22 protein-coding genes are annotated in these 23,098 nt (G+C 67.3%); 5 read left to right on the top strand and 17 right to left on the bottom strand.

Annotated elements, in window-relative coordinates:
• Window positions 1-158: 158 nt before the first annotated feature.
• The 8 genes from ACZ1J6_RS20610 to ACZ1J6_RS20575 all read right to left on the bottom strand — a co-directional run bounded on the left by ACZ1J6_RS20610 (window position 159) and on the right by ACZ1J6_RS20575 (window position 9,392).
• Entirely contained in the window at window positions 159-1,589 is a 1,431-nt protein-coding gene (locus ACZ1J6_RS20610; protein WP_465127940.1) for a glycoside hydrolase family 43 protein, read from the bottom strand.
• A gap of 102 nt (window positions 1,590-1,691) precedes the next feature.
• Entirely contained in the window at window positions 1,692-2,717 is a 1,026-nt protein-coding gene (locus tag ACZ1J6_RS20605; RefSeq protein WP_465127939.1) for an arabinan endo-1,5-alpha-L-arabinosidase, read from the bottom strand.
• Window positions 2,718-2,737: 20 nt separating this feature from the next.
• Window positions 2,738-3,370 carry a 2-dehydro-3-deoxy-6-phosphogalactonate aldolase gene (locus ACZ1J6_RS20600; protein ID WP_442044904.1) on the bottom strand — a complete coding sequence of 211 codons (633 nt, stop codon included), beginning with the start codon at window positions 3,368-3,370 and terminating at the stop codon, window positions 2,738-2,740.
• The gene (locus tag ACZ1J6_RS20595; RefSeq protein ID WP_465127938.1) at window positions 3,367-4,278 is read right to left on the bottom strand and encodes a 2-dehydro-3-deoxygalactonokinase; all 912 of its coding nucleotides are present in this window, start codon (window positions 4,276-4,278) and stop codon (window positions 3,367-3,369) included. Before ACZ1J6_RS20595 ends, ACZ1J6_RS20600 begins: the two co-directional genes overlap by 4 nt.
• Entirely contained in the window at window positions 4,275-5,840 is a 1,566-nt protein-coding gene (locus tag ACZ1J6_RS20590; protein ID WP_465127937.1) for an alpha-N-arabinofuranosidase, read from the bottom strand. The genes ACZ1J6_RS20595 and ACZ1J6_RS20590 overlap by 4 nt, the downstream gene beginning before the upstream one ends.
• A 23-nt stretch (window positions 5,841-5,863) precedes the next feature.
• Entirely contained in the window at window positions 5,864-6,790 is a 927-nt protein-coding gene (locus ACZ1J6_RS20585) for a Gfo/Idh/MocA family protein (RefSeq protein WP_134093933.1), read from the bottom strand.
• Between the two features lie 3 nt (window positions 6,791-6,793).
• The gene (gene araD1 / locus ACZ1J6_RS20580) at window positions 6,794-7,798 is read right to left on the bottom strand and encodes an AraD1 family protein (protein ID WP_465127936.1); all 1,005 of its coding nucleotides are present in this window, start codon (window positions 7,796-7,798) and stop codon (window positions 6,794-6,796) included.
• Between the two features lie 64 nt (window positions 7,799-7,862).
• Window positions 7,863-9,392 (bottom strand): aldehyde dehydrogenase (NADP(+)), encoded by a 1,530-nt coding sequence (locus ACZ1J6_RS20575; protein WP_465127935.1) that lies wholly within the window; start codon window positions 9,390-9,392, stop codon window positions 7,863-7,865.
• A gap of 130 nt (window positions 9,393-9,522) precedes the next feature.
• Between ACZ1J6_RS20575 and ACZ1J6_RS20570 the strand changes: the two genes are divergently transcribed.
• Window positions 9,523-10,263, top strand: a complete 741-nt coding sequence (locus ACZ1J6_RS20570; protein WP_132268316.1) for a FadR/GntR family transcriptional regulator — start codon at window positions 9,523-9,525, stop codon at window positions 10,261-10,263.
• A 115-nt stretch (window positions 10,264-10,378) separates the two neighbouring features.
• Here the strand turns inward: ACZ1J6_RS20570 and ACZ1J6_RS20565 are convergent, their stop codons facing one another.
• Window positions 10,379-11,695 carry a sugar MFS transporter gene (locus tag ACZ1J6_RS20565; protein WP_132268314.1) on the bottom strand — a complete coding sequence of 439 codons (1,317 nt, stop codon included), beginning with the start codon at window positions 11,693-11,695 and terminating at the stop codon, window positions 10,379-10,381.
• A gap of 191 nt (window positions 11,696-11,886) precedes the next feature.
• On the opposite strand from ACZ1J6_RS20565, the gene ACZ1J6_RS20560 reads away from it, so the two are divergent.
• The 3 genes from ACZ1J6_RS20560 (at window position 11,887) to ACZ1J6_RS20550 (ending at window position 15,800) form a co-directional block, all read left to right on the top strand.
• Window positions 11,887-13,011 carry an aldose epimerase family protein gene (locus tag ACZ1J6_RS20560; RefSeq protein ID WP_431568538.1) on the top strand — a complete coding sequence of 375 codons (1,125 nt, stop codon included), beginning with the start codon at window positions 11,887-11,889 and terminating at the stop codon, window positions 13,009-13,011.
• A 22-nt stretch (window positions 13,012-13,033) separates the two neighbouring features.
• Window positions 13,034-14,833 carry an IlvD/Edd family dehydratase gene (locus ACZ1J6_RS20555; protein ID WP_132268310.1) on the top strand — a complete coding sequence of 600 codons (1,800 nt, stop codon included), beginning with the start codon at window positions 13,034-13,036 and terminating at the stop codon, window positions 14,831-14,833.
• A gap of 112 nt (window positions 14,834-14,945) precedes the next feature.
• The gene (locus tag ACZ1J6_RS20550) at window positions 14,946-15,800 is read left to right on the top strand and encodes an SMP-30/gluconolactonase/LRE family protein (protein ID WP_465127934.1); all 855 of its coding nucleotides are present in this window, start codon (window positions 14,946-14,948) and stop codon (window positions 15,798-15,800) included.
• Window positions 15,801-16,028: 228 nt separating this feature from the next.
• Here ACZ1J6_RS20550 and ACZ1J6_RS20545 read toward each other — a convergent pair whose 3' ends face one another.
• The 8 genes from ACZ1J6_RS20545 to ACZ1J6_RS20510 form a co-directional block, all read right to left on the bottom strand.
• The gene (locus tag ACZ1J6_RS20545; RefSeq protein WP_314464145.1) at window positions 16,029-16,787 is read right to left on the bottom strand and encodes a sigma-70 family RNA polymerase sigma factor; all 759 of its coding nucleotides are present in this window, start codon (window positions 16,785-16,787) and stop codon (window positions 16,029-16,031) included.
• Window positions 16,784-18,877 carry a flagellar biosynthesis protein FlhA gene (locus ACZ1J6_RS20540; protein WP_465128287.1) on the bottom strand — a complete coding sequence of 698 codons (2,094 nt, stop codon included), beginning with the start codon at window positions 18,875-18,877 and terminating at the stop codon, window positions 16,784-16,786. Before ACZ1J6_RS20540 ends, ACZ1J6_RS20545 begins: the two co-directional genes overlap by 4 nt.
• Window positions 18,878-18,912: 35 nt before the next feature.
• Complete coding sequence (locus tag ACZ1J6_RS20535; protein WP_243654364.1) at window positions 18,913-19,839, bottom strand: lysozyme family protein; 927 nt, start codon at window positions 19,837-19,839, stop codon at window positions 18,913-18,915.
• Between the two features lie 98 nt (window positions 19,840-19,937).
• Window positions 19,938-20,363: a flagellar protein FlgN gene (locus tag ACZ1J6_RS20530; protein ID WP_465127933.1), complete on the bottom strand. Its 426-nt coding sequence runs from the start codon at window positions 20,361-20,363 to the stop codon at window positions 19,938-19,940.
• Window positions 20,364-20,371: 8 nt separating this feature from the next.
• A complete protein-coding gene (locus ACZ1J6_RS20525; RefSeq protein WP_132268304.1) occupies window positions 20,372-20,671 on the bottom strand; it encodes a flagellar biosynthesis anti-sigma factor FlgM in 300 nt (99 codons plus the stop codon).
• A 111-nt stretch (window positions 20,672-20,782) separates the two neighbouring features.
• A complete protein-coding gene (locus tag ACZ1J6_RS20520) occupies window positions 20,783-21,349 on the bottom strand; it encodes a flagella basal body P-ring formation protein FlgA (RefSeq protein WP_465127932.1) in 567 nt (188 codons plus the stop codon).
• Window positions 21,346-21,855, bottom strand: coding sequence for a hypothetical protein (locus ACZ1J6_RS20515; protein WP_465127931.1), 510 nt, complete (start codon window positions 21,853-21,855; stop codon window positions 21,346-21,348). Before ACZ1J6_RS20515 ends, ACZ1J6_RS20520 begins: the two co-directional genes overlap by 4 nt.
• Window positions 21,852-22,520, bottom strand: a complete 669-nt coding sequence (locus ACZ1J6_RS20510) for a MotA/TolQ/ExbB proton channel family protein (RefSeq protein WP_132268301.1) — start codon at window positions 22,518-22,520, stop codon at window positions 21,852-21,854. Before ACZ1J6_RS20510 ends, ACZ1J6_RS20515 begins: the two co-directional genes overlap by 4 nt.
• A 213-nt stretch (window positions 22,521-22,733) precedes the next feature.
• Here ACZ1J6_RS20510 and flgB point away from each other — a divergent pair, with 213 nt between their 5' ends.
• Window positions 22,734-23,096 (top strand): flagellar basal body rod protein FlgB, encoded by a 363-nt coding sequence (flgB, locus tag ACZ1J6_RS20505; protein ID WP_132268299.1) that lies wholly within the window; start codon window positions 22,734-22,736, stop codon window positions 23,094-23,096.
• The last annotated feature ends 2 nt before the right edge of the window (window positions 23,097-23,098 follow it).

Below are 23,098 nucleotides of genomic sequence, written 5' to 3'. Positions count from 1 at the left end.
GCCCCTTCAATTACTCGGACTAATTATTAGTCTGACTAATGCGTTGCAAGCGGAAAAGCGGGAGGCTTGTCAAAAAGCTCGGGGAGGTGTGGCAGAATGGTCGCAGACCCGCCCGGAACCTGCTGTTTCCGGGCGGGATTGTGTGTTTTCTTGTCTGATTAACCGGCAATCCAGCTCGTTGCCGGGTCTTTCTTGTCGGTCAGCTTCACGGTGTCGCCGGCGAAGGCGAGCGCCTTTGACGAATCGGACTTGGACACGAAGCGAACGGTGCCCTTCGCTTCGCCCGCCTCGCGCAGGAACAGGTCCGCGCTGCCGAGCGGGGCAAGGGTAACCGTGCCGTCCTGGCCGGCCTTGAAGCCGTGGTCGCGCAGGAGGATCGGCGAGAGCTGGACGGCGCCGTCGGCACCGGCGATCTCGCGGAACTGGGTCTGCGGCAGCGGCGCATTGGCGGCGAGGGCCAGCTTCGTGCCGTCATGGCTGAGCATCACGTCGCGGCGCACCGCAGGCGTGAAGCGTTCGGGCAGAGCGCCGTTGCCGACCGGGACGCCGAAGTCCGGCGCACCCTTGGCATCGTAGTAGATGCGCTGGACGCGGGTGTGGCGATCGGGGTTGAGCAGCGGGTCGCCTTCGATCTTCTCGTAGTCGCGGCCGTGGTAGACGAGGATGTCGTTGCCGTGCTCGTCCACCGTGAAGCTGTTGTGGCCGGGGCCGTAGACCGAGGTTTCCAGGTTGGTCGCGAAGACCGGCTTCTGCGACTTGGTCCAGGCCTTGGGGTCCATGAGGTTCGCGTTCTCGTCGATCGTCAGCATGCCGAGGCAATAGACGGCGCCGGTGCCGCTGGCCGAATAAGTCATGAACAGGCGGCCGTTCTTGACCAGCACCGCCGGGGCCTCTGCCACCTTGTAGGCGCGGGTTTCCCAGTCGAGCGTCGGCACGGTGAGGCGCACGGGCTCGGCCGAGAGGGTCAGCGCGTCCTTCATCGGCGCGAGGTAGAGGTTCGAATTGGTGTCGATGCCCTCTTCGCGCTGGGCCCATGCGAAGTAGCGCTGACCCTTGTGCACGAAGCTGGTGGAATCGAGGTTGAAGCTGTCCCACGGCATCTTGAATTCGCCCAGGACCGACCACTTGCCGGTCATCGGGTCGGACCCGTCGCAGACGATGGCGTAAGTGCGGATGCGGAACACGTCCTCGCCGCCGCCGCTAGGGCCGGCCGCGAAGTACATGACCCACTTGCCGTCGACGAGGTGCAGTTCGGGCGCCCAGAGGAAGCCGGACATCGGGCCGGTCTTTTCATGGCGCCAGAGCACGCGCTCCTCGGCGGTGGCGAGGCCTGCCAGCGTCTTCGAGCGGCGCAGGATCAGGCGGTCGTACTCGGGGACCGAGCCGGTGAGGTAGTAGTTGCCGTCATCGTGGCGGAAGACCTGCGAATCCGCGCGGTTCTTCACCAGCGGATTGATCGGGCCCTTGAGCGGATCGGTCACGGCCGCCTTGTCATCACCGCCGAGGGCGCTGTCGCCAGCCTTGGAACAGGCGATGGGCAGAAGGGCGGCGCTGGCCGCGAAAGTGCGGCGCGAAAGGGAAAAGTTCATGTCATCCTCTCCGAGATTCTTGATTCGTGGCGCCGGTCACTCTGTCCGGCGATAGGAAAAAAGGGCACCCCGGTCGGGGGACCGGGGTGCCGTCAGGTGGGTTCAGTATTGGGCGACGGGCCACCCGTCCGCATCCCAGTGGAGCGGCGCGATGCGCAAGGTGGGGGCCCCGTTCGCCTGCTTGTCGTAGGCGTGGTATACGACGTAAGTGGTGCCGTCCTTGTCAGTGAAGGCGCCGGCATGGCCGGGGCCGCGGAAACGCTGCTGTTCTTCCAGGTCGGCGCGCAGGAAGATGGTACCGCGGCCTTCCATCATCGAACTGCCGTCCTTGCCGAGGTAAGGCCCGGTGATCTTCTTCGAGCGGCCGACCACGGTGTAATAGGTGCTGTTCACGCCCTTGCAGCAGTAATCGTAGCTGGCGAGCAGGTAGTAGAAGCCGCCGTGCGGGATGATGAACGGCGCTTCCACCGGCGCCGGGCCGCCGGCAGGGGCAAGCCGGCGCGCGATCGAATAAGGCTCGGTGCCGGGCGCGACCTTGCCGGTCTTCGGATCGAGCGGGAAGAGCTTCAGCCCGGTCCAGAAGCTACCCAGCGAGAGCCACTGGCGGCCCTGCGCATCCTCGACGAAGTTGGGATCGATGGCATTGAAGTCGTCCTCATGCGTGGACATGACGACGAGGCCCTGGTCCTTCCAGCCGTAGCCCTTGGCCTTGGGATCGAGCGTCTTGCTCGTGGCGAGGCCGATGGCGGAGCGGTTGGAGCCGAAGGTCGAGACCGAATAGTAGAGCCGGTATTCGCCGTTCACATAGGAGATGTCCGGCGCCCAGATGCCTTCGGTGCCGGGGATCGCCTGCTTCGCCCAGGCCGGGATCTCAGCGAAGACCGAACCGGCGTCCTTCCAGGTCTTGAGATCCTTCGAAGTCTTGATGCCGACGTAGCGGCCCACGGTGCTGAAGACGTAGTAAGTATCGCCTTCCCGGATGATGACCGGATCGTGCACCGTGAGATCGCCGGTAAGCTGGGAATTGAGCGTGCCCGCTCCCTTCTCGCCGACCTGCACTTGCGCATCGGCCGCACCGGAGGCGGCCAGCACGGCAAGACTGGCGGCAGCGAGGAATTTCCTGAACACGTTAACTCTCCAAATCTGTCTTATGCTGCGCAGGCGTTCCATGCGGCGACGATCTCGGCGGCCTTGGCCCCGACGGTCGCGGCATCGAAGCCGGGCTTGTAGAGGCTGCCGCCGACGCCGATGCCGAAGACGCCCGCCGCGCGGTATTCCGCGACATTGGCGGCACCGACGCCGCCCACGGCCCAGACGCGGCTGGTCTTGGGCAGCACTTCGCGGATTGCCTTGATGTAGCTGCTGCCCAGCACCGAGCCGGGGAACAGCTTGAGATCGCTGGCGCCGGCCGCGACAGCGGCGAAAGCCTCGGTCGGGGTCAGGAAGCCGGGGAGCACGTCCATGCCGAGTTCGATCGCGCGCTTGATGACCGCAGGATCGACATTGGGCGAAACCATGAAAGTGCCGCCGACGCCCGCGAGCGTCTCGGCCAGATCGGTGCCGATCACGGTGCCGCCGCCGATCGCGGCGCGGTCTCCCAGAGCCTCGGCCATGGCGCCGATCGAACCGGCCGGGTCGGGCGAGTTGAACGGCACTTCGATGATGCGCACGCCGGCTTCGACCAGCGCGGTGCCGATCTCGACCGCTTCGTGAGTCTGGATGCCGCGCAGGATCGCGACGACCGGGGCAGCGCCTTCTGCCAGAACCTGTTCGATCTTCATGCTCTCAATTCCTTTGCGATACGCAGGCCGGCGAGAACCGCCGCGTCGCCGTCGATGCGGCGGGCGGTGCAGCCGATCCCTTCCAGCGCACGGTCATAGAGCGCCGACAGCGCCGGGTCGCCTATCACGATCACCGAAGTGCCCGGCTGCACACGCGCTGCAACTTCGCCGCCGATCAGCAGGCCGGAAATGTACCCGCGCGACCAGTCTTTCGAGCGGCCGTCGAGCATCCGCGCGCCGCGTGCTTCGAACAGCGCGCCGGTCAGCGGCTCTCCGCAGCGTTCCAGACCGCGCGCGAAGCCTTCGTCGACAGTGCCCTCGCCCGGAGTATCCGGCCCGGTCAGCGTCGACTTGCCCGCCAGCAGGGCGAACAGCTCTCCGGTGGGGTGCGTGCGGAAGCCGGTGATCGTGCCGTCCTTGACCGTGACCCATTTGCAGTGCGTGCCCGGCAGCGCGATCAGGTGCTCGCCCTCGGCCAGTTCCGGGTGAAGCGCGAGGGCGCCGAAGACTTGCGCTTCCTCGCCCCGCATGACTTCCGGCACGCCGTCCGCATGGCAGCTCAGCCCGGGCAGCACCGAAACCGGAACGCCTGCCACTTCAAGCTCCGTGCGCGAGGACAGCCACTTGGCGGCGTCCGCCGGACAGGCCGCATAGCCTGCCGCGACGAGCGCGCCGGGTGCCCCGGCCATGCCGCAAAGGACGACTTCGGCCAGCACAACACTGGACTGCACGACACCGGACTGCTCATTGGCAGCCTTCCAGAGTTCCAGCCTCTCGGCCAGCGCCTCTTGCGCATTGCCTTCTAGCGCGCCCGGCCCATCGAGCCGGGCAACTACGTCCTCGCCGTCAAGGCGGAACAGCCGCAGGCGGGTCGTACCCCAATCGCCGAGGACGTAGTTCACGCTCATTGCAGTTCGAGCACCACGACCGACTTGGCCGGCAGGGTGACGACGAGGTTGCCGCCCTGCACGGTCGCGCCGGAGAAGGCCTCGGGCTTGACCGCGTTCGGAGTGTCGAAGGTGTTGTGCGAATTGATCGCCGGTGCCGTCAGGATACGGCCCGTGACCGCCGAGGCGCTCACACCGTCGAGCTTGATCGTCACCATGTTCGACTGGTTCGGATCGAGGTTCGACAGGCCGACATGGATCTTGCCGTCCTTCGCCTTCACGGCCGAACCGCTGACGGCGGGCATCGAGAACTCGTCCTTGTGATACCAGGGCGACTTGATCTGGATCGGCAGCACGGTGGCGTCCTGCCACGGCTTGTACATCTCGAAGACGTGGTAGGTGGGCGTGAGCACCATCTTGTTGCCGTCAGTGAAGATCATCGCCTGGAGCACATTCACCATCTGGGCGATGGCGGTCATGCGCACGCGGTCGGCGTGCTTGGCGAAGATATCCAGGTGGACGGAGGCGATCAGCGCGTCACGCAGGGTGTTCTGCTGGCGCAGGAAGCCCGGATGCGTGCCCGGATCCTGAGCGTACCACGAACCCCATTCGTCCACGGCCAGGAAGACCCGCTTTTCAGGGTCGTACTTGTCCATGATCGCCGAGTGCTTGGTGATCAGCTCGTCCATGTGGCGCGCGCCGTTCAGCGCATCGGCCCAGCCATGCTCGTCGAAGTCGACGGCAGGCGCACGCGGCGGCCAGCCACCGGCGGGGTGGACGTAGTAGTGCAGCGAAACGCCGTCGAGCTGCGGGGCCGCGACGCGCATCATCGTCTCGGTCCAGTTGTAGTCGTCGACATTGGCGCCGGCGGCAACCTTGAGGATCTTGGTGCCGGCGGGGGCCTTCACGAAAGTGGCGTAGCGACGGGTCTCGTCGGCCGCGAATTCGGGCCGCATGTTGCCGCCGCAGCCCCAAAGTTCATTGCCGACGCCGAAGTAGGCGACCTTCCAGGGTTCCTTGTGGCCGTTTTTGGCGCGTTCGTCCGCCAGCGAACCTGCGGGAGAGGTCATGTATTCGACCCACTCTGCCATTTCGCGCGGGGTGCCGTCACCGACGTTGCCGGCGATGTAGGCCTCGGCGCCGACCTGGCGGATCAGTTCGAAGAACTCGTGCGTGCCCACGGTGTTGGGTTCGGTCACGCCGCCCCAATGGGTGTTGATCTTGACCGGGCGCTTGTTCTGCGGGCCGATGCCTTCACGCCAGTTGTACTCGTCGGCGAAGCAGCCGCCGGGCCAGCGGATCACCGGGACCGAAAGGTCCTTGAGCGCGCTGACGACGTCGTTGCGGAAGCCGTTGGTGTTGGGAATCTTGCTGTTCTTGCCGACCCACAGGCCGCCGTAGATCCCGTTGCCGAGGTGCTCGGCGAACTGGGTGAAGACTTCCTTGTGATAGACCGGGCCGGGCTTGGCGGCGTCGATCGTCGCGGTGGTGGCCTGTCCGTCGGTATCGGCGTGAGCCGTGCCTGCGAGCGCGGTGGCGCTCAGCAGGACGGCAGCAGTGGTAAGGCGAAGCGCCTTCAGCATTGTCAGTCCCCTCCCTGGGAAATTCAGTCGTGGAATTCTTCGACCATATCGCGCTTGCCGCGCAGGAAAGCGTCGGCGACGAGGCGCAGCGGCGCGATGTCCACATCGCTGCGACCGCCGCGGATCAGGTTCGCGAAGCGCGAATAGAGACCCGGATATTCGAGGTCTTCATTGTGCTCGGTGCCGCTGGGCAGCGTGAGCACGGCACCGCCGTGCGAGAGCTTCAGCGTTCCCGCATCGGTCTCGACGATGATGTCCCAGGACTGCGGGCCGGTCTGGCGCCAGTCCAGGTCCATGTGGATCTCGGCCCCGGCCGTGTCGCGGAACTCGATGTCGGCGGCGATCGGCGCGGCGCGGTTGGCGGGCAGGCTGAGCGTCGCTTCCTTCAGGAAGAACGGACGCGGCAGGATGTGCGTGGCGATCGACAGGGCATTGATGCCCGGATCGAACACGCCGAGGCCGCCCGGCTCCCAGATCCAGGCCTGGCCCGGATGCCAGACGCGCACATCCTCGCGCCAGATGATCTTTGCGCTCAGAATCTTGCGCTCGGCCAGCCAGGCCCGAGCCGGGGCGACGCCCGCGGCGTAGCGGGAGTGCCACGATGCGAAGAGCGTCACGCCCACCTTGTCGGCGCGGCTTTCCAGCGCGGCGACTTCGGCCAGGGTCGCGCCCGGCGGCTTTTCGAGGAAGACGTGCATGCCCTTGGCCAGCGCCTGCGCGGCCAGGTCGTAGCGGACCTGCGGCGGGGTGCAGAGCGCCACGGCGTCGATCGCCGGGCCGTTCTCGATCAGGTCGTCGAGGCTGGAGAAGTGCGGGATGCCTTCAGGGCCGCGATGGTGCGGGCTGACGGTGGCGCCGAGGCTGAAGTTCGGGTTGCCCTCGATCGCGGGGATGTGCTGGTCCCGCGCGATCTTGCCCACGCCGACGATGGCGATGCGGATCGGATCCATGGCTCAGAGCGCCTTCACGGTCGTGGTCGCTTCGGCCGAAGCGGCGGCGCGGGCGAGCGGGTTCGAAACCGGCAGGGTGAAGGGCGCGGCGTCGATCTCGAACACATCGCCTTCCTGCGTGGTCACGCCGTCCGCGAACGACAGGGTGGCGGTGCCGAAGAAGTGGACGTGCACGTCGCCGGCGCGGCGGAACAGGTCGTACTTGAAGTGGTGGTGCTCAAGGTTCGCGAACGTGTGCGACATGTTGCCTTCGCCCGAGAGGAAGGGCTTTTCCCAGATCGTTTCGCCGCCGCGCACGATCTTGCTGGTGCCTTCGATCTTCTCCGGCGGGGTGCCGAGCAGCAGTTCCGGGCCGAGGGCGGCCTGGCGCAGCTTCGAGTGGGCGAGCCACAGGTAGTTGTGACGCTCGGTCACGTGGTCCGAGAACTCGTTGGCGAGCGCGAGGCCGAGGCGGTAGACGTTACCGTCTTCACCGACCAGGTAGATGCCGGCCAGTTCGGGCTCTTCGCCGCCGTCCTTGGCGAAAGCAGGCATGGTCAGCGCTTCGCCGGGGCCGACGAGCAGCTGGCCGTCGCCCTTGTAGAACCATTCCGGCTGCTGGCCTTCGGTGCCGGCGGCGGGCTTGCCGCCTTCGAGGCCTTCCAGGAACATGCGCATGGAATCGGTGACGTGCTCACCCGAGGCGGCAGCCTGGTGCATCTTGTTGCGGCCTTCGGCCGAACCGAGGTGCGTCAGGCCCGTGCCGGTCATCAGCAGGTGGGCAGTATCGTCGTGGTCGATCGGGGCAAGCAGGTTGCCCGCCGCGAATTCGGCCTTGATGTCGACCGCTTCGCCCTGTCCGGCAGCCTTGGCGGCATCGGCCAGCGTCACGCCTTCGGCGATGGCGCGCGACGCGAGTTCGCGCGTGGTGGTGACGCCCTGAAGGAAGTGGGCGGCATCGCCCTCGGCCAGGATGACGGAGCGCACGCCGTCGGGCGCGCGATGCTGGAGCAGGCGAAGGTAGGTCATGGAGGTCTCTCCCAGGTCCGCAGCGCGCCTTCTTGAGGGGGCGCGCTGCGGGGATTGAGTGGGGTTAGTTGAGGGTAAGCGTGCCGTCGATCAGGCGGGGAGCGCCGTCACCGAAGGCTGCGTCGCGCAGTTCGGCCGGAAGCACGTCCTGAGCGAGGTTCTGGTAGCTGACCGGACGCAGGAAGCGGTCGATCGCCATGCTGCCGACCGACGTGGTGCGCGGGTCGGAGGTCGAGGGGAACGGGCCGCCGTGCACCATCGCGTGGCACACTTCGACGCCGGTGGGCCAGCCGTTGGCGAGGATGCGGCCGACCTTGCGCTCCAGCACGGGCAGCAGGCGCGAAGCAGCGCCTTCGTCGGCGGCGTCCATGTGCAGGGTGGCGGTCAGCTGGCCTTCCAGGCCTTCGAGCAGGCTGGCGAGTTCGGCTTCGTCCTTGCAGCGCACGACGATCGACGCGGCGCCGAACACTTCGTGGCCGATCGCCTTGTCGGCGAGGAACTGCTCGGCCGTGGTCTGGAACAGGATCGCACCGCCGGTGGTCTTGCTGCCTTCTTCGCCCTTGGCGATGGTCTCGACGCCGGCATTGCCTTCAAGCGCTTCCACGCCCTTGGCATAAGCGGCGGCGATGCCGGTGGTCAGCATGGTCTGCGGCTTGGCTTCCGACACACCGCCGGTGGCGGCGGCAACGAAAGCGTCCAGGCCTTCACCGTCCACGGCCAGGATCAGGCCGGGGTTGGTGCAGAACTGGCCGGCGCCCATCGTCAGCGAACCGACGAAAGCGGTGCCAAGGGCAGCGCCGCGGGCCTTGAGCGCTTCGGGAAGCAGCAGGACCGGGTTGATGCTCGACATTTCGGCATAGACCGGGATCGGCACTTCGCGGGCCTGGGCCAGCTTGGCGAGGGCGAGACCGCCACCGCGCGAGCCGGTGAAGCCGACCGCCATGATGCGCGGATCCTGCACGAGCGCGGCGCCGAGTTCGTTCGACGGACCGACCAGGTGCTGGAACACGCCTTCGGGAAGACCGGCGTCCTTGACGGCCTTGGTGATCGCGGCGGCAATCAGCCCGCCGGTGATCGGGTGGGCCGGGTGGCCCTTGACCACGACCGGGCAACCGGCGGCCAGCGCCGAGGCGGTGTCACCACCGGCGGTCGAGAAGGCGAGCGGGAAGTTCGAGGCGCCGAACACGGCGACCGGGCCGACCGGGATCATGCGCAGGCGCAGGTCGGGGCGGGGCAGAGGAGCGCGGTCCGGCAGGGCCGGATCGATGCGCAGCTGCTGCCACTGGCCCTTGCGGACGACATCGGCGAACATGCGCAGCTGGCCCATGGTACGGCCACGCTCACCTTCGCCGCGGCCGCGCGGCAGGCCGCTCTCGGCAACATAGGCGTCGATCAGCGAATCGCCGATGGCCAGGATCTCGTCTGCGATTCGCTCAAGGAACGCAGCGCGGGTTTCACGGTCGGTGGCACGGTAGGTATCGAATGCGGCAGCCGCTGCGGCGCAGGCGGCGGCGACATCGGCAGGGCCGTTCACGGCCAGCGGTTCGCCCTGGGGCTCGCCGGTTTCGGCCACGATGGAACGGAATTCGGTCATTTGGGATCTCCCTATTTACTCCGACATATTCCCAGCGCATCAGAAACGCAATGTTTGTCGTTCCTTCGCGTGAGAAGGACTGTTAGGTTCCATCGGAGAGGTGCCAATAACAGTGTCAGAAGCCAATTTCGTGAACGATGAAGAAAGTGCAAGGCCGGCCGACGAAGCCCGTGGTCCGGGCCGCCGCCTGCACGGCGCTATCGCCCATAAACTGGGAACGGCCATCTTGTCCGGCAAATATGCACCGGGAGACATACTTTCTGGTGAAGTCGCCTTTGCCGAGGAACTCCAGGTCTCGCGCAGCGCCTATCGGGAAGCCATCCAGGTCCTGAGCGCGAAGGGTCTGGTCGCCAGCCGCCCCAAGGCAGGAACGCGGGTTCTTCCTCGCGATCGCTGGAACCTGCTCGATCCCGAAGTGCTGGGCTGGGCCTTTGCCGGAGAGCCGGACATCGAATTCGTGCGCAGCCTGTTCGAACTGCGCGCCATCGTCGAGCCGGCCGCCGCGCGCCTGGCCGCGCAGCGCCGGGAGAAGCACGATCTCAAGGCGATGAAGGACGCGCTGACGGCGATGCGTCGGCATACGCTCACCACCGAGGCCGGCCGCGCAGCGGACCGCGATTTCCACAATGCGATTCTCCAGGCGACGCGCAATGACGCCTTGCTGGTGCTCAGCGCCTCGATCGGCGCGGCAGTGAACTGGACCACCCAGTTCAAGCAGCGCGCCCGTGCCCTGCCCCGCAACCCGATCCCCGACCATGTCCGCGTCTACGACGCCATTGCCGCCGGCGATGCCGCCGCGGCAGCCGAGGCGATGAACGTGCTGGTAGACCTGGCGCTGGAGGATACCCGCAGCGCGATGGAGAAAAAATAGGGCAACCGTCGCCCCGGACTTGATCCGGGACGACGGCTTTCCTTAACGCTCCAAAAAGAAAAAGGCCCCGGAGAGCGATCGCCGGGGCCTTTTTCGTTGATGCTGGATCGTCCGGTTACTCGGCGGGTTCCGGCACGAGGTCCGGCTCCGCGTTGGTCACCTTGCTGCCCCACAAGGCGTAGAACAGCACGTAGAGTTCGCATACAGCCGTCAGGATGAAGGAGTTCTGGAGGCCGAAGTTGTCGGCCAGCCAGCCCTGCACGATCACCAGCGCGCCGCCGGCGATCGCCATGACGAGCAGGCCCGAGCCTTCTTCGGTCAGCGGGCCGAGGCCTTTGATGCCGAGCGTGAAGATGGTCGGGAACATGATCGAGTGGAACAGGCCGACGAGGATCAGCGACCACATGGCGACGGGGCCATGCGCGAAGATCGTCACGACCATCACCGCGAAGGCGCCGACCGAGAAGAACGCCAGGACCTTGCCCGCATCGAAGCGCTGCATGATCGCGGAACCGGCGAAGCGGCCGACCATCATGCCGCCCCAGAGGAAGGTCAGGTACTTGCCTGCCTGCTCATGCGTCAGGTTGGCGATGTCCGGCTGGCTGACGAAGTTCACGAAGAGGTTCGCCACGCCGATCTCGGCGATCAGGTAGATGAAGATCGCGGGAATGCCGAACACGAGGTTGCGGTGGTTCCACAAGGACAAGTGCTTGCGCTGGTCCTTGGCAAGGCGCGAGTTCGCCGAACCCATCGAGGGCAGCGGGAACTTGGCGATCACCACGGCCAAGATCACCAGCACCACTGCGACGAGCGCGTAAGGCAGGATCACCGAGTGCGCGTCCGCCAGGCGTTCGGCATCGGTCAGCACGGTACCGGCGGCGGAAGTGCCGCTCTTGGAACGGCCGAGGATCAGGTAGGCGCCGAAGAGCGGGGCCAGCATGGTACCGGCCGAGTTGAGCGCCTGCACCAGGTTGAGGCGCGAGGACGCGGTCTCGGGCTTGCCGACGACAGCGACATAGGGGTTGGCCGCAACCTGCAGCAGGGTGATGCCGCTGGCGATGACGAAGAGCATGACCAGCGTCACGCCGTAGGACGGGATGCTGGCGGCCAGCATCATGCCCAGCGCGCCCGCCGCCATGATCAGCAGGCCGACGACGAGCGACTTCTGGTAGCCGACACGCTCGATCAGCTTGGCCGAGGGGATCGAAGCCACGAAATAGGCGATGAACCACACCGATTCGATCAGTGTCGTCTGGGTGTAGCTAAGATCGAACACACTGCGCAGATGCGGCAGCAGCGTGTTGTTGATGACGGTGATGAAGCCCCACATGAAAAACAGGCTGGCAAGCAGCGTCAGCGCAGGGCCGTAGCGGACGCCCGCTGGCTGCGCGTGAAGCACTGGGGCATCTCCAGATGAAACCACTGGGGGCATGACTATCCTCTCTTTACCAGAGAACCGCGCCGTGCCCTGCGGCAAACCGGCTTGCGCTCTTTCTATTTGTCGGACTATATGCGCGACACGGCGTCGTCAATGGGCCGCGTCGGAAACCAATATGCAGAATCGACTTACACTAAGAAATGGGAGCTAGGGCAATGAGGAAACTGCGCAAGGCGTTTGTAGCGATGGCGGTATCCGCCTCATCCTTTGCCCTTTCGGCCAATCCGGCGCTGGCCGCCGATGCCTCGCAGGCTCCGGCCGGTGCGCTGGCGGACGGCACGCAAGTCTCGGCCGTGACGCTGAAGGCCGCCAATGGCGTCTCCGCCACGATCCTGACCTACGGCGCCACGCTGTGGAAGATGATGGCCCCCGACCGGGACGGCAAGCTGGCCGACATCCTGCTCGGCTATGACGACGTTGCCAGCTACGAGAAGCGCCCGAACTACTGGGGCGCCACCATCGGCCGCTACGGCAACCGCATCGCGGACGGCAAGTTCACGCTCGACGGCAAGAGCTACCAGCTCCCCCAGAACGACCACGGCCAGTCGCTGCACGGCGGCGGCAAGGGCTTCGACGTCCAGAACTGGAAGGTCGAATCGGTCAAGTCCGGCGCCGTGGCGACGGCGGTGTTCTCGCTCGTCAGCCCCGACGGCGATTCGGGCTACCCCGGCACGGTGAAGACCAAGGTCACTTACTCGCTGGACGAGAAGGGCAACCTGCAGATCGTGTTCGAAGCGACGACCGACAAGCCGACCGTGCTCAACATGACCAACCACGCCATCTTCAACATGGCCGGTGAAGGCAGCCCGCGCGACGCCATGCAGGAAGTGCTGACGATCCCGGCCGGTCACTACACCCCGGTCAACGACAAGCTGATCCCCACCGGCGAACTGCGCGACGTTTCCGGCACCGTGTTCGACTTCCGCAAGGGCCGCCTGGTCGGTGAAGGCATTCGCGACGGCAAGGACGAGCAGATCGTCATGGGCCGCGGCTACGACCACAACTTCGCGCTCGACAAGGGCGTGACCAAGACCCCCGAACTGGCCGCGCGCCTGGAAGACCCGGCCTCGGGCCGCGTGCTGGAACTGCTGACGACCGAACCCGGCGTGCAGTTCTATGCGGGCAACTTCCTCGACGGTACGTTCATCGGCAAGAACGGCCACCTCTACCGCATGGGCGACGGCATCGCACTGGAACCGCAGAAGTTCCCGGACTCGCCGAACCACGCGAACTTCCCGTCCACCCGCGTCGATCCCGGCAAGCCCTACAAGCATGTCATGATCTACCGCGTTTCCACTTCTTCGCGCTGACCTCGAAAAGAAACGATCGCCCATGACCGACAACAAGACTGCACCGAAGCTGCGCTCGCGCGCCTGGTTCGACAATCCCGACAACATCGACATGACCTCGCTCTACCTGGAGCGCTACCTGAACTTCGGCATCAGCCTTGAAGAGCTTCGCTCGGGCAAGCCGATCATCGGTATCGCCCAGACCGGCAGCGACCTGTCGCCCTGCAACCGCCACCACATCGTGCTGGCCGAGCGCATTCGCGAAGGCATTCGCGAAGCCGGCGGCATCGCGCTGGAATTCCCGGTCCACCCGATCCAGGAAACCGGCAAGCGCCCGACCGCCGGTCTCGACCGCAACCTGGCCTACCTCGGCCTGGTCGAAGCGATCTACGGCTACCCGCTCGACGGCGTGGTGCTGACCACCGGCTGCGACAAGACCACCCCGGCGCTGCTGATGGCCGCCGCCACCGTGAACATCCCGGCGATCGCGCTTTCGGTCGGCCCGATGCTCAATGGCTGGCACAAGGGCGAGCGCACCGGTTCGGGCACGATCGTGTGGAAGGGCCGCGAGATGATGGCTGCCGGCGAACTCGACGCCGACGGCTTCATCAAGCTCGTCGCCTCGTCGGCACCGTCCACCGGCTACTGCAACACCATGGGCACGGCGACGACGATGAACTCGCTCGCCGAAGCCCTGGGCATGATGCTGCCCGGCTCGGCCGCGATCCCCGCGCCTTACCGCGACCGCCAGGAATGCGCATGGCGCACCGGCAAGCGCATCGTCGACATGGTGCACGAGGACCTCAAGCCCTCGGACATCATGACGCTGGACGCCTTCCATAACGCCATCGCCGTCAACGCCGCCATCGGCGGTTCGACCAACGCCCCGATCCACCTTGCCGCCATCGCCCGCCACATCGGCGTCGACCTGCCGCTGAAGGACTGGGAGCGCATCGGCCACAAGATCCCGCTGCTGGTGAACCTCCAGCCCGCCGGCGAATACCTGGGCGAAGACTACTACCGTGCCGGCGGCGTCCCCGCCGTGGTCGCACAGCTCATCAAGCAGGGCCTCATTCACGAGGGCGCGATGACGGTGAACGGCCAGACCATGGGCGACAACTGCCGCGACGCCACGATCGAGGACGAGAAGGTCATCAAGCCCTTCGACCAGCCGCTGGTCGAGGAAGCCGGCTTCCTGGTCCTGTCGGGCAACCTGTTCGACGCCGCGATCATGAAGACCAGCGTGATCTCCAAGGAATTCCGCGACCGCTATCTCTCGAACCCCGACGACCTCGACGCCTTCGAAGGCCAGGCCGTGGTGTTCGACGGTCCGGAAGACTACCATCACCGCATCGACGATCCGGCCACCGGCATCACCCCCCAGACCCTGCTGTTCATGCGCGGCGCCGGCCCGATCGGCTACCCGGGTGCCGCCGAAGTGGTGAACATGCGTCCGCCTTCGTACCTCATCACCGAAGGCGTGCACTCGCTGCCGTGCATCGGCGACGGCCGCCAGTCGGGCACCTCGGGCAGCCCCTCGATCCTCAACGCTTCGCCTGAAGCCGCGGCCATGGGCGGCCTCGCCCTGCTCGAATCGGGTGACCGCGTGCGCATGGACCTCAAGAAGGGCCGCGTGGACGTGCTGATCTCCGACGAGGAACTGGCCGCGCGCCGTGCCGCTCTGGAAGCCAAGGGCGGATACCCCTTCCCGGCCTCGCAGACGCCTTGGCAGGAAATCCAGCGCTCGGTCGTCGGCCAGATGGACACCGGCGCGATCCTCGAAGGCGCCGAGAAGTACCAGCGCATCGCCCAGACCATGGGCCTGCCCAGGGACAACCACTAAGATCGACATCCTGTCCGATCTAGCCGTCGGATGACCTTTCGGCCCTCGTCCCTGCCTGTCCCCCCAAGGGAAAGGACGGGGCGGGGGCCGATTTACTTTTAGGGAGAGTTTCATGACGCTTTGGCGCAAGATCGATCGCGACGTGCGCGATACCCTCGGCGAAGGCGCGCTCTGGTGCGCGCACGACAATGCCTTCTACTGGGTCGATATCCTCGCCCCTGCCCTCAACCGTCTCAGCCTGGACGATAACACCGTGACTCGCTGGGACATGCCCGCCCGCCTCGGCTGGGTCGCCCCGCGCGCCGAAGGCGGCCTGATCGGCGGCTTCCAGGACGGCGTCGCCAATATCACGCTCGACCCGCTGACCATCTCGGAGCGCAACGACCCCGAACCGCACCTGCCCGGCAACCGCATGAACGACGGCAAGGCCGACCGCCACGGCGCGATCTGGTGCGGCACGATGGACATGGCCGAGGAGAACGTCTCCGGCTCGCTCTACCGCCTCTCGCCCGCGGGCGAATGGCAGGTGATCGACAGCGACTACACCGTGCCCAACGGTCCGGCCTTCTCGCCCTGCGGCCAGTGGCTCTACCACGCGGACTCGGCGCTGCGCGTGATCTACCGCTTCGCCCTGGATGAAACCGGCGCTCACGCGCGCGAGGAATTCATCCGCTTTTCCGAGGAAGACGGCTATCCCGACGGCATGACCACTGACGCCGAGGGCTATCTCTGGACCGCCCATTGGGACGGCGGCAAGATCAGCCGCTTCGCCCCCGACGGCACCCGCGAGCGCTCGATCGAACTGCCCGCAAAGCGCATCACCAACATCGCTTTCGCGGGCGAGAAGCTGGACCGCATGTTCGTGACTTCGGCATCCAAGGGCCTGCCGGAATCCGAATTCGACGGGGCGCTGTTCGAGGTGGAATCCGGCGTTACCGGCAATCCCTCGGGCATCTATCTCGGATAACCGACGGGGGCGGATTGCCCCCATACGTTCGTCATTGCGAGCGCAGCGAAGCGATCCAGAGCCGCGCAGAGCCGCTCTGGATTGCTTCGGCGGCTTCGCCTCCTCGCAATGACGAAGGGAAGGAGGTTCGCCTCCTCACGGGCGGCGAACAGAGGGAAGTTTCGCCTCCTCGCGGGCGACGAACGGAAAGAGCATGCCTGGAGCGGAACCAGCGCATCCGGCGCCTCGTCACACGATATCCGCCACACCCTTCAGGCTTTCGCGCAGCTTCGCCAGCGCCTGCGCCTTCAGCTGGTGTACGCGCGGGATCGAGACTTGCAGCACTTGCGCGATCTCGGCCAGGTTCAGCTCCTCCACGAAATAGAGCTGCACCACCAGTTTCAGCCGGTCCGGCAGGTCGGTGAGCGCTTCCACCACCGCGCCGCGCAGTTCCTCGTCGGCCAGGAGCGCGTGACTGTCGGGCCGCTCGTCGGCGAAAGCCATGTTCTGGTCCGAATAGACCTCGTCGATGGCCTCGAAGCGAAGCGGTTGGCTGGATCCACGCAGGACGGCAAGGTCGCCCTCGTCGATACCCATGGCCGCGGCCAGCTCGTGCGGGCGGGGATCGCGGCCCAGCGTGCCGCGCAGCTCGGTTTCCTTGGCGGCAAGCTGGCGCCGCCGCTCGCTCGCCCCGCGCGACATCGGCACGGCGCGGCGGATCAGGTCCACCATGGCCCCCCGCACCCGCATCTTGGCATAAGCCGCGAAGCCGTCCTCGGTCGGTCCCTGATGCTTCTGCGCGCATTCGGTGAGCGCCACGAGGCCGGCCTGTATCAGGTCCTCCAGCTCGATGCCCGGCCGCCCGGCGCCGTGCCCGCTGCCATGGACATGCCAGGCAAGGCGGCGGACCATCGGCAGGAACCGGCGGACCCGGTCGCCAACGTCCCCCTGGTAGGCCCCGGCGATACGGCTGGACGTCTTGTGGAAGGAAGTCTGGTCCTGCTTCATGCGGCCATGCTTTCAGCTTGATCGTGATGGGAATCGGGGTGGGGAAGGCCGGGGACCGTGCGCTCGGGCTGGGCGGCGCCGACCACGTCCACCACTTCTATGGGCTGGGTCTGGGGCAGTTCGGCGATGGAGAGCACCAGGCAGGTCGGCGCGCGCAGGCGCAGCAGCGCGGAGAGCGCACGGCGGGCGCGGGGCTGGACCACCAGCGCCAGCGGCACTTCGCCCGGCCCGCGTTCCTCGCAGAGCATGGCGATCCGCTCGCCGATCATGCGGGCAAGGTCCGGCTCGATCACCGGCTGGCCGGTGACGGGATCGATCATGCCCTGTACGATCGCCGCCTCCAGCCCGGCATCGAGCGTGATTACCGGCAGGCGCTCATGCGGCGGGCAGACGCGGCCGACGATCAGCGCTCCCAGATCGGCCCGCATCAGTTCCACCAGCCGTTCGTGATCGACCGTCTGCTGCACCGCGCGGCTCAGGCTGGCGAGGATCGGCAGGGGATGGGCGATGGGGATGCCGTCTTCCAGCAGCGCGCGCAGGAGCCGGGTGATCGCGGCGAGCGAGAGCGGCTGGGGATGGATAGTCTCGACCAGCCCCGCCGAATGCGCCCTGATGCCTTCGAGCAGCGCCTTCACCTCGTCCGGGCCGAGCAGGTCGTGCGCCCGCTCGGAAAGGAGCTGGTTGAGGTGAGTGGCGATCACCGTACCGGCATCGACGGTCAGGAAGCCTTCGGCCGTGGCATGGTCGCGCGCGGCGGGGTCGATCCAGAGCGCCGGGCAGCCGAAGCTGGGATCGCGCGTCGCTTCTCCGCGCAGGCCATGGTTGGCGCGCGCCTCGCCCGCGTCGATCGCCAGCACCCGGTCGGCGCGGATCGTGGCGCTGCCCAGCGTCACTCCGCCAAGGGCGATGCGATAGTCGTGCGGCGGCATGTCCAGCGCGTCGCGCACGCGGAACTGCGGGACGATGAAGCCGAACGACTGGCTGAGCTGCTTGCGCACGCCGGTGACACGGCTGACCAGCGGCGCGCCGCGGCGTTCGTCCACCAGCTGGACCAAGCCGTAGCCCAGCTCGATGGTGACGAGGGTATGATCGGAGACGTCCTCCAGGGCGATCCGCGAGGGGTCCGCCATGGGTGGGGCTTCGAGGACCGGCTCGGGCATGGCCTGCCGCTTGCGCAGCGCGTGCCAGAGCCAGAAGGCCAGCGCCGCCGCCGGGAGGAAGACGGTCTGCGGCATGGCGGGGATCAGGCCGATCGCCGCCAGCACCACGCCGACCGGCAGCCATGTGCGCGGATTGGCGAACTGGCCGCCGATCTGCCCGGCCAGGTCCCTGCTGTCGGAAACGCGGGTGACGATGACGGCGGCGGCGATCGACAGCAGCAGCGAGGGCACTTGCGCCACCAGCGCATCGCCGATGGCCAGGGTGATGTAGGTCTGCGCGGCCTCGGTGGCGGACAGGCCGTGGCTGATCATGCCGAGGCAGAAGCCCGCGACGATATTGACGCCCAGGATCAGCAGCGCGGCGATGGCATCGCCTTTCACGAACTTGCTGGAGCCATCCATCGAACCGTAGAAGTCCGCCTCGGTGGCCACTTCGCGGCGCCGGGCCTTGGCTTCGTCAGCGGTCATCAGCCCGGCCGCGAGGTCGGCATCGATCGCCATCTGCTTGCCCGGCAGCGCATCGAGCGTGAAGCGCGCAGACACTTCCGAAACGCGTCCCGCGCCCTTGGTCACGACCACCAGGTTGATGATCATCAGGATCAGGAACACGAAGATGCCGACGGCGAAGTTGCCGCCGATCAGGAACTTGCCGAAGGATTCGATGACCACGCCCGCCGCAGCCTCGCCTTCGTGGCCGTGGACCAGCACCACGCGGGTCGAGGCGACGTTGAGCGCCAGGCGCAGCAGCGTGGCGAAGAGCAGGACCGAGGGGAAGGACGAGAAGTCGAGCGGCTTTTCCGCATTCATCGCCGCCATGAGGATCGCCAGCGAGAGCGCGATGTTGAGCACGAAGGACACGTCGAGCACGAAAGCCGGAACCGGCACGATCATCAGCACGATGAGCGTGAGTATGCCCGCCGGCAGCGCCATCGTGCCGAGATCGCCGAAGCGGCGCAGAAGCTGGTTCACAGGCCCAGCCCCGCCAGCCGGGCATAGGCCGCGCGGACATGAGCGGGCGCGCTGGTGCCTGCCGCGCCGAACATGCCTTGCAGCGTGTCGGCCATCGACGTGCGCGGCGGGGATGGCGGGATGGCGGGGGCGCGGCCTCCATGCGCGGCAGGGGCTTCCGCTGCCGCCGCGCGAAATTCGCGGGCGATCGGGCCCATCGGCATGTCCTCGGCCACGGCTTCGTAAGCGATCTGCGGCGAAGTCGGCCAGCCGGCGCTCCCGGCATCGTAGCGGTTCTCCAATGCCCCCTCCATCGCGCCGGCCATCTTGCCGCGCATGAGGTCCATCACCCCGCCCAGGCTGCGGGCTGCGCCGCCCTGGTAGAAGATCCCGCGGTTGGCCGCCGCCGCGCTGGGCAGGATGGCCGCCGCGCTCTGCGAAGGATCGGCCGCAAGCGCGCTGAGGAACTGCCCGGCCCCTGCCGAACCAAGGAAGTGCGCCAGGTAAAGCTCGGTGGAGTCCGGCTCGCGGCCCAGCCGCGCCGTCAGGTCGGCCTTGTTGTCATTGGCCAGTTCGGCCGCCATGAGCGCGGAAGCATCGGCATCGTAGCGCAGGCCCATGATCTGGGCGCGCGTGCCGGGGTTGGAGAGACCGCCGCCGCTGATCGCCTGCTGGACCCAGGCCATGCCGTGGTCCGCCGCGTGGCGGCCCAGCGTGTTCAGCCAGGTGCCGTTGGTGAACTGAAACAGCCCCGCCGCGCTGGAGGTGGAGGCATGGGCGCCGGGATCGAGGCTCGATTCCAGCCGGGCCTGCGCCATGAGGTACTGGAAATCGACGCCCGTGGCCTGCGCGGCGCGCGCGATCGCGGCACGCACCCCGGCTCCATTACCCTGGCCGCCGACATGGACGCCCGCGCCGATATCCGTACTCCGTGCCTCGCTCAAACTGATGCTCCCGATCCGGTTGGTTCGGGAGAATGTTCAGCAAGCACCGTGCCAGATGGCTCCGATCCGGGTAGACCGGACAGACGGGGGCAGACGGCTCAGACCCGGCCGACAGCGCTTTCGGCTCTCCGGCCGGCACCGGTGCGGGCGACCAGCGCATAGTTGCCACCCGCGCGGTAGAGCTGCGGCGCGCCGGTCAAGGTATTGAGACGGCGCGCGACATTGGCCGCGATGATGTTGCGGACCTGCCGGTTCACTTCGTTGAGGCGCCGTGCCGTTTCCAGCATGCCCCGGCATTCCTCGTCGAGATCGCCAAGCGGATCGATCTGGCCGGCCACGTCGAGCGCGGCGCAAAGCCGGTCCTTGTCGCGCGTGGTACCGACGATGGCGTCGAGGTCGAGCCCGGCAAGCGCTTGCCGCTCCGCTTCGAGAACGGCAAGCATCTGCCGCAAGCTATCGTGCAGGTCGACTTCTTCGGCGCCGCCCGTTCCCGGTCCCGACCCCGGCACCGTTTCCGCTGTCATCCGGGGGGTCATTCGCCGTGGCTCCGCAGCAGGACGCCGGCCGCGATCATGGCATCGGCGATCTGGGTGGGGATTACCGGGTAAGTGCCGTTCTCCACCGCCTTGCGGATCATGGCGACGCGCTCGGCATCGACGGGGGCGGTGCCGGGGTCGAGCGCCGCAGACGCTTCCACGGTCGGGCTCTCCGCCCAGGCCGAAAGGCTCGTCACCCCGGCATTCGCAGCGCTTTCCGGCTTGCCGACGGCGCGCGCGAGCCGGGCGTTGATGGCGCCCAGGGCGCTGGTGGATCCCATTTCGATGGGGGGCATGGTCTGGCTCCTTGCGATGTCCTTTCCCTCAAGGACGGCGCCGACCGGAAAGCGTTAAGGGTCTCGGGCGGGATTTTACCGAAAGCCCGGCTGAAAGGCCGGGCAGTTCGGTTAAGGCAGCGGTAGGGAAACGAGGCCAGGCCGCACGATCAGGGCGCGCATCTCCTCCCCCCGCGCCCCGCCGAAACCCTTGCCGACCGCCGCGGTGCGCACCCGTATCCAGGCGCCGACCGCACCGCCTTCCAGTGCCTCTCCGGGCTGGGAGACCGAGAAGCCCTCACCCTCGACCGAGATCGCCACCGCATCCCCGCGCCGCACCGCCCAGCTCGACGGAGCGGAAGCCACCGGCCCGGCGCGCCGCACCGGCACGAAGAGACGCCAGCCTCCGGCATCGCCGCAATGGACCACCACGCTGTCCTGCGTGGCCGTACGCCAGGCCAGAGAAACGACCGACCGGCAGGGCTGGAGACGCAGACGCCGATCGACCGGCGTCGCCGCGCCGCCTTCCTCGCCCGCGGCAGCGCCGGTGAAAGCGGCCACCTGGCGGTCGATCGCATCGAGATCGGCAAAGGCGCCCGCCGCGCCGGGATCCGCCGCGGCACTGGCAGCGGCACTGGCACAGACAACGGCAGCGGCGGCCATCAACAGGAGACGGGACAGCGCTGGGGTCGGATTCATGGCGCGGAGATTCCTTCAGAAGATACAGGCCTGCCTTCCAGCAAGCTCCGTGCCACCGGCTCGGGCAGGGCCGGATCGTCGAAAGCGAGCGCCACCCGCGCCGGTCCCCGCCCCGGCTCCGCCACCACCCTTGCCCGCAGGCCCATCGCGCCCGCTGCCCGCGCGAGGCGCGCGGCTTCGGCCAGCGCGGCAGGAAGCGCGGTGGGCGTGGGGCCGTAGAATGTCGTCACCGTCAGCCGCTGGCGGGGGTCCGCCGCCTGCCGGGCCAGCCACGCGCCCAGCGGCGGGGCATCGGGCGTCGCCAGATAGACGGCAAGCGGCGCGGCCGGAGCAGGTGCGTCGGCAGGCTGGGCCAGTTCCTGTCTGCGGTCACTGTCGTGCCTGCGATCGATGTCCTGCCGGCGGTCGTTCTCCTGACGGCTGAGCGCCGCAGCCGCGATCATGAACAGGATCAGCGAAAGGTCCGCCAGCGAGGTCTGCCAGCTTGCCGCAACCCGCGCGCTCAAGACCTAGCGCCCGACGTCTCGCGCACGGGGTGCTCCATGCGCGGCATGGCATCGGCCACTTGCGCCTCCAGCCAGTCGATCACCGTCTGCCGGTCCCGCTCCTCATCGGCGGCGCGCCGCGCCACCACGCGTGCCAGGGGCGTGAAGAACAGGTTCCCCAGCAGCAACCCGTAAAGCGTCGTCAGCACCGCCATGGAGATGGCCACGGAAAAGTCTCCGCCCGGCTGGTCGAGCGGCGGCAGCTGGTTGAGCGCGACCAGCGTTCCCGCAAGGCCGAAGACCGGCGCGAGGTCGCCTGCCTGGATGAACGTCCGGACCGCGGACTGGCTGCGCTCCACGCGGCGGCGCTTGTGCGCGGCATGGGCCAGCTGGAGCGCGCCGAGCGAGCGGCTGCCGATCAGCAACGCGGTGGCCTCGTCGAATTCGGCATCGCCGGTGGGCGCGGGGCGGGAGCGGATCACGCCGTCCTGCCGGATTTCCTGCACTTGCACGGCCAGTTCCGCACGGGCGTGCTCCGGGTCGAAGGGGCGGTGGAGCAGCAACGCACCCACCGCCGTCAAGGCCGTGAGGCAATCGCCGCTGCCGCAGCGCAGGACAGTGGCAAGACAAGTCCCGCCGAGCACGATGAGCGCGCTGGCGGGGTCCAGTAGATGTTCGGGCTGCATGACGGGCGCTTCTCCTTTGCACCCGGAGAACGGCAGCCGGCGGCAAGTTTCAGCCCCGGACCCGGTTTGCCGCCCAAACGGCAAGCATTTGCCGCCCGCCCGGCTGCGATGGGGGCGGCCCGGATGCTCGAAACGAGAGAAATCCGCCGGTTACATCGATTGGCACACCCCTTGCGATGAAGGCGGCGAACCACTCGCCGGAGCCAGATCACCATGTCACAAGACCTGTTCGGGATTCACGCCGCGGCGCTGGAGCTACGCTCGCAGCGCATGGGCCTGATCGCCTCGAACATCGCCAATGCCGCGACGCCCGGATACAAGGCCCGCGACATCGACTTCACCGCCGCCCTGCGCAACGCTGCCCGGAACGGCGGCGAGCATGGCACCGGCGTGGAAGAGGCCGCCAATGGCGCCATGCTCTACCGCGTGCCGGTGATGCCCTCGCTCGATGGCAATACGGTGGAGCTGCAGAACGAGCAGCTCGCCTTTTCCGAGAACGCGGTGGGCTATTCGGCCACGCTGCAATTCATCCGCGGCCGGGTCGATACCGTCACCCGCGCCCTGAAGGGCGAGTGACG

It is taken from the genome of Novosphingobium sp. BL-S-21 (genome assembly GCF_055521655.1).
The sequence above is the reverse complement of the archived record's forward strand: the minus strand, read 5'-3'. Positions and strand labels throughout refer to the sequence as shown.